Annotated in this window: 5 protein-coding genes; 1 reads left to right on the top strand and 4 read right to left on the bottom strand. The window is 70.1% G+C overall.

The features are described from left to right. Together FV228_RS21050 and FV228_RS21045 are read right to left on the bottom strand one after the other, a co-directional pair. Positions 1–639, bottom strand: a 639-nt coding sequence (locus tag FV228_RS21050; protein ID WP_147856395.1) for a LacI family DNA-binding transcriptional regulator, incomplete at its 3' end; no start/stop codon positions are given. 112 nt (positions 640–751) lie between these two features. Then, complete coding sequence (locus tag FV228_RS21045; RefSeq protein ID WP_147856394.1) at positions 752–1,255, bottom strand: MucR family transcriptional regulator; 504 nt, start codon at positions 1,253–1,255, stop codon at positions 752–754. Between the two features lie 332 nt (positions 1,256–1,587). Here FV228_RS21045 and FV228_RS21040 point away from each other — a divergent pair, with 332 nt between their 5' ends. Continuing rightward, positions 1,588–3,360, top strand: a complete 1,773-nt coding sequence (locus FV228_RS21040; RefSeq protein WP_147856393.1) for an outer membrane beta-barrel protein — start codon at positions 1,588–1,590, stop codon at positions 3,358–3,360. 7 nt (positions 3,361–3,367) lie between these two features. Here the strand turns inward: FV228_RS21040 and FV228_RS21035 are convergent, their stop codons facing one another. Both FV228_RS21035 and FV228_RS21030 read right to left on the bottom strand, forming a co-directional pair. Continuing rightward, positions 3,368–4,072 carry an SDR family NAD(P)-dependent oxidoreductase gene (locus tag FV228_RS21035; protein ID WP_147856392.1) on the bottom strand — a complete coding sequence of 235 codons (705 nt, stop codon included), beginning with the start codon at positions 4,070–4,072 and terminating at the stop codon, positions 3,368–3,370. A 74-nt stretch (positions 4,073–4,146) separates the two neighbouring features. Beyond that, positions 4,147–4,530: a nucleoside deaminase gene (locus tag FV228_RS21030; protein ID WP_246693976.1), complete on the bottom strand. Its 384-nt coding sequence runs from the start codon at positions 4,528–4,530 to the stop codon at positions 4,147–4,149. Positions 4,531–4,545: the final 15 nt, after the last annotated feature.

Genomic DNA, 4,545 nt, shown 5'->3' with positions numbered 1-4,545 from the left:
CTCCGGCAGTCCCGCCGCGCGCAGGCCGTCGCGAAAGCCCGCGAGCCGCTCGGCGCTGGCCGGGCTGTCCGTCGGACCGGCGATGAAGGCCGGATGGCGCACGCCCCGGTCGTGAAGGAGCGCGGCGGCCTGCCGACCTCCCAGCGCGTTGTCCGAGCCGACCGAGCCGACCCGCGCAGCCGTCACCGGGGTATTGAACGAGACGACCGGGATCCGGGAGGCCGAGAGCGTCTCGGCGGCGTCCTGCGACAGGACCGCCAGGGCGCTGACGATCGCGTCGACCCGGTACTGGGCCAGGCGCGCCGCCACCGCGTCGAGGGTGTAGTCGCTGTCGACCGGGACCAGCACGATCTGGTTGCCGGCTTCCCGGAGCCGCGCCGCAAAGCTCTGGACGACGCGCGCGTAGAACGCGTTCTCCAGGCCCCCGACCACGAGGGCCACGAGACCCGACCGATCGGTCAGCATGATCCTGGGGATCAGGCTCGGCTGAAAGCCCAGGGTCTCGGCCGCCGCCAGGACCTTGTCGCGGGTCCGGGCCGACACGCTGGCACCCGGCGTAAAGGTTCGGGACACCGCCGATTGCGAGACCCCGGCGAGGCGGGCGACCTCGACCGACGTCGGGTAGCGCTTCGTGACCATGATGAGCGTGCATTGCTTCGCGATAGGACGCGCTTAGGTTGCGCGCCCGGTCCGGCGTGTCACGCTCCGGAGCGTCCCCTGTCAAACGGAACCACGGCGTCCGGCTCGGATCCTACTCGGCCGGAACCTTCTTGCGTCCCCGGGTCTTCGGTGCGGCCGGAGCCGGCTCGTCCGGTGCGGGTGCTGCCGCGGCCCCGCGGGACTTGCGCCGCTGCTGGCCGAGGCCGAGGGCGCGGGCGAGTTCGGACCTCTGGGCCGAGTAGCTCGCAGCCGTCATCGGGTAATCCCGCGGCAGGCCCCATTTCTCGCGATAGGCCTCCGGGCTGAGCCCGCGCAGGGTCAGATGCCGGCGCAACGTCTTGTAAGGCTTACCGTCTTCGAAACTGACGATGTAGTCGTGCGTGATGGATTTCCGGATTTGCGCCGGGCTCATCTTCTCCACGACGGTCGTCGTCGATGCCCCCGAAGCCGCGAGGCTGTTCAGAGCCGCGTGAATGCCGCCGATCAATCCAGGAAGTTCCGAGGCCGGCACCGAATTGTTGGACACATAGGCCGCGATGATATCGACCGCCAGGTCAATGTGCTCGGCCTGCTCAGCTTCAGCGCTATCGTTCACGTTGAACCTCTGTCGTAGCAACTATCCGGCGCGGTGTATCCCGTACGGAATGTGTCGAATTCTGACAGAGGCTAACGGATCCGCGAGAAAAGCTCAATCGCTACTTTTCTGCAGTATCGAAATTTAAGAGTGACTGGACCGGGGCTTTAACAGCCGCGCGGGTTCGGTGTTGACCGCGCATTAACCATGCGGGCGCTAGCTTGCGTTAACCATATCGGCGACCGCGCAGGCGGCGGCGTGATCTGTTGATCCCGGCTCTTGGCGCCCGGGGCATAGGTGGAGGCCAAGAACAGGTGCGGATGGCGGGCGCTGATCGGCGGAGACGGCAGGAGATGCGGCTCGCCTTCGCGGCGCTGACGCTCGCGCTCGCCGCATCGCCGTCCGCGGCCCAGCGCTTCGACGCGATCAGCCCGGTCACCGGCCAGCCCGACAATCCCGGGATCGGCCAGGACACGGCGCCGAACGGCCTTCCCGCGCTGCGGCGGCGCGTTCCGGACGGGCTGTCCCGCGGCGACGGGCGCGCATCCACCGGTGGTGACGCCACCAGCGGCGAACAGACCGGCGGCGACAGCCTGCGCTCCCCCCTCTCCCCGGCGATCCCGACCCAGACCGAGTCGGGGCTCTCGCAGCTCGGGACCCGCATCACCGGCGGCGGCCAGCGCACCGGCGGTTCCACCACGGCCCCCAACAACCGGACGCCGTCGAGCCTGCTGCGCACCCGCGCCGCGCCGCCCCGGCGCATCGGCTCCTCGACCCGCCGGGTCACCCAGGAGGTGACACAGGTTCCGGCCCCGGCTCTGCGCTTGACCCCGGTGGTCCAGCAGGCCGTCGTCGGCGTGCCGGTCTCGCAGGTCCTGGCGTCGCGACCGGTCCTTCCGCTCTTCGCGATCACCCCGGCCCTGGGCCTGCTCACGCCCGGCTTCATCCTCGGCACGGACCTGGCGCGGCCGATCCCGACCGACCCGGCCTACGCGCCGATCGGCTATCGGATCGGGACCTTCACGGTGCTGCCGAGCTTCACGCAGAGCATCGGTTACGATTCGAACCCGGACCAGACCATCCGACAGCTCGCCAAGGGATCGGTGGCCCTGCGCACCGAGGCAGCCGTCGACTTCCGCAGCGACTGGTCGTCGAGTTCGTTCCAGGGGGCGCTGCGCGGATCCTACCTGGAGACGCCCCAGAACGAGGCCGCCAGCCGGCCGGCCGCGGACGGCACGGTGCGCCTGCGCATCGACGTCAACCGCGACCTGCACGTCGATGCCGAGGGCCGCTTCTTGGTCGACACGCAGCGCACGTCGAGCCCGAACCTGCAGGCGGCCGCTGCGACCAGCCGGCCGCTGCTCGCGGTCTACGGCACGTCCCTGGGTGCCACGGAGACGTTCAACCGGCTGTCCGTGACCCTGCGCGGCTCGGTCGATCGCTCCCAGTTCGACAACGCTCAGCTCGCAGGCGGCGTGACCATCAACCAGGCCGACCGCAACCTGAACCAGTACAGCCTGCAGCTGCGCACGGCCTACGAGGTCAGCCCGGACCTAAGCCCGTTCGTAGACCTGCTCGGCGACACGCGCGTCTACGATCTGCGCCGGGACACCAACGGGATCCAGCGCGATTCGGATGGCATCGCCTTGATGGTCGGGGCGAGCTTCGGGCTGGCCCGCTCGATCACCGGCGAGATCTCCGCCGGCATCCAGCACCGTTCCTACGTCGACCCGACGTTGCGGGCGATCGATGCGCCGCTGGTCAACGCCGCCTTGGTCTGGTCCCTGAGCCCGCTAACCACGGTGCGGCTCACCGCGGCCACGGGTGTGACCGAGACCACCGTGCTCGGCTCCAGCGGCATCTTCACCGAAGTCGCGACCCTGGAGGTCCAGCACGATCTGCTGCGCAACCTGTCGATCGTCTTCGGCGGCTCGTTCCTGAAGAACGACTACCAGGGCAGCACCATCCGCGAGAACGGCTTCTCCGCCACGGCGCGCCTCGATTACCGGTTCACCCGCTGGCTGACCTTGCGTGGCACGTACATCTACCAGCAGATCGACAGCACGGTGGCGGGATCGAGCTTCCGCGACAACACCTTCCTGCTCGGCGTGCGCGTGAATCCCTGAACCGTTCTCAGAATCGTTCGACCCAGGGGCGCAGCTCGAGCTCCGTGGTCCAGGCGCTGCGATCCTGGCGCAGCAGGTCGCGGTAGGCGCGGGCGATGGCATCCGGATCGAGGTGGCTGTCGGGCGCGTCCGCTGGCTCACCGCCGCGCGCCGGGTTCCGGATGGCGCCGTCGATCACCACGTGGGCGACGTGGATGCCCTGCGGCTGCAGTTCGCGGGCGAGGCTCTGTCCGAGGCCCCGCAGGGCGAACTTGCCCATCGCGAAGGGGGCCGAGCCGGCAAAACCCTTCACGCTGGCCGACGCGCCTGTGAGCAGGATCGCCCCGTGCCGGTGCGGCAGCATCCGCCGGGCGGCCGCCTGCGCCACCAGGAAGCCGCCATACGCGGACACCATCAGCGACTGCGCCACCGCTGCGGGATCGAGGTCGACCACGGGCCCGCGCAGCCGCCCGCTTGCATTGTAGACCACCACGTCGGGCGGACCGCCCAGCGCCGGCTCCATCCGGGCGAACAGGGCTTCGACCTGGCCGGGATCGCTCGCATCGCAGGCGTGGATTGCGGCGCGGGTCTCGGCCGCCAGGGAAGCCAGCTTGTCGACGTCGCGGGCGGCGAGGCCGACCTTCAGCCCGTCCGCCGCCAGCAGCCGGGCGAGCGACGCGCTGAGGCCGGAGCCGGCTCCGACGATCAGCGCGCGGGAATAATGCGGGGTCATGGGCCAACGCTCCGTTCGATCCCGTCAGGATGCCGCGCGGCGACGCTTGTTCAAGCCCCCGCTCGTTTCAGCCCTCACGCGCGCCGCCCGGCGAAGAATGTCCGCAGCAGCGCGGCCGCTTCGGTTTCGCGGAACCCGCCATAGACCTCCGGGGCATGGTGGCAGGTCGGCTGGTTGAACACCCGCGGTCCGTGCTCGACGCCGCCGCCCTTGGGGTCGGGGGCGCCGTAATAGAGCCGCCGGATCCGGGCGAACGAGATCGCGCCGGCGCACATCGGACAGGGTTCGAGGGTGACGTAGAGATCGCAGCCGGACAGCCGCTCGTCGCCGATGGAAGCGCAGGCTGCGCGGATCGCCAGGATCTCGGCATGGGCTGTCGGATCGTGCAGTGCCCGCGGCCGATTGTGGGCGACGGCCAGCACCACGCCGTCGCGCACGACCACCGCCCCGACCGGCACCTCCCCGGCCTCCGC

The sequence above is a fragment of the Methylobacterium sp. WL18 genome (assembly GCF_008040015.1).
Lineage (GTDB): Bacteria > Pseudomonadota > Alphaproteobacteria > Rhizobiales > Beijerinckiaceae > Methylobacterium > Methylobacterium mesophilicum.
The sequence above is the reverse complement of the archived record's forward strand: the minus strand, read 5'-3'. Positions and strand labels throughout refer to the sequence as shown.

Coding starts and splice junctions, on each gene's coding strand:
- FV228_RS21040 (WP_147856393.1), top strand. CDS start 1,588: ATGCGGCTCGCCTTCGCGGCGCTGACGCTCGCGCTCGCCGCATCGCCG.
- FV228_RS21035 (WP_147856392.1), bottom strand. CDS start 4,072: ATGACCCCGCATTATTCCCGCGCGCTGATCGTCGGAGCCGGCTCCGGC.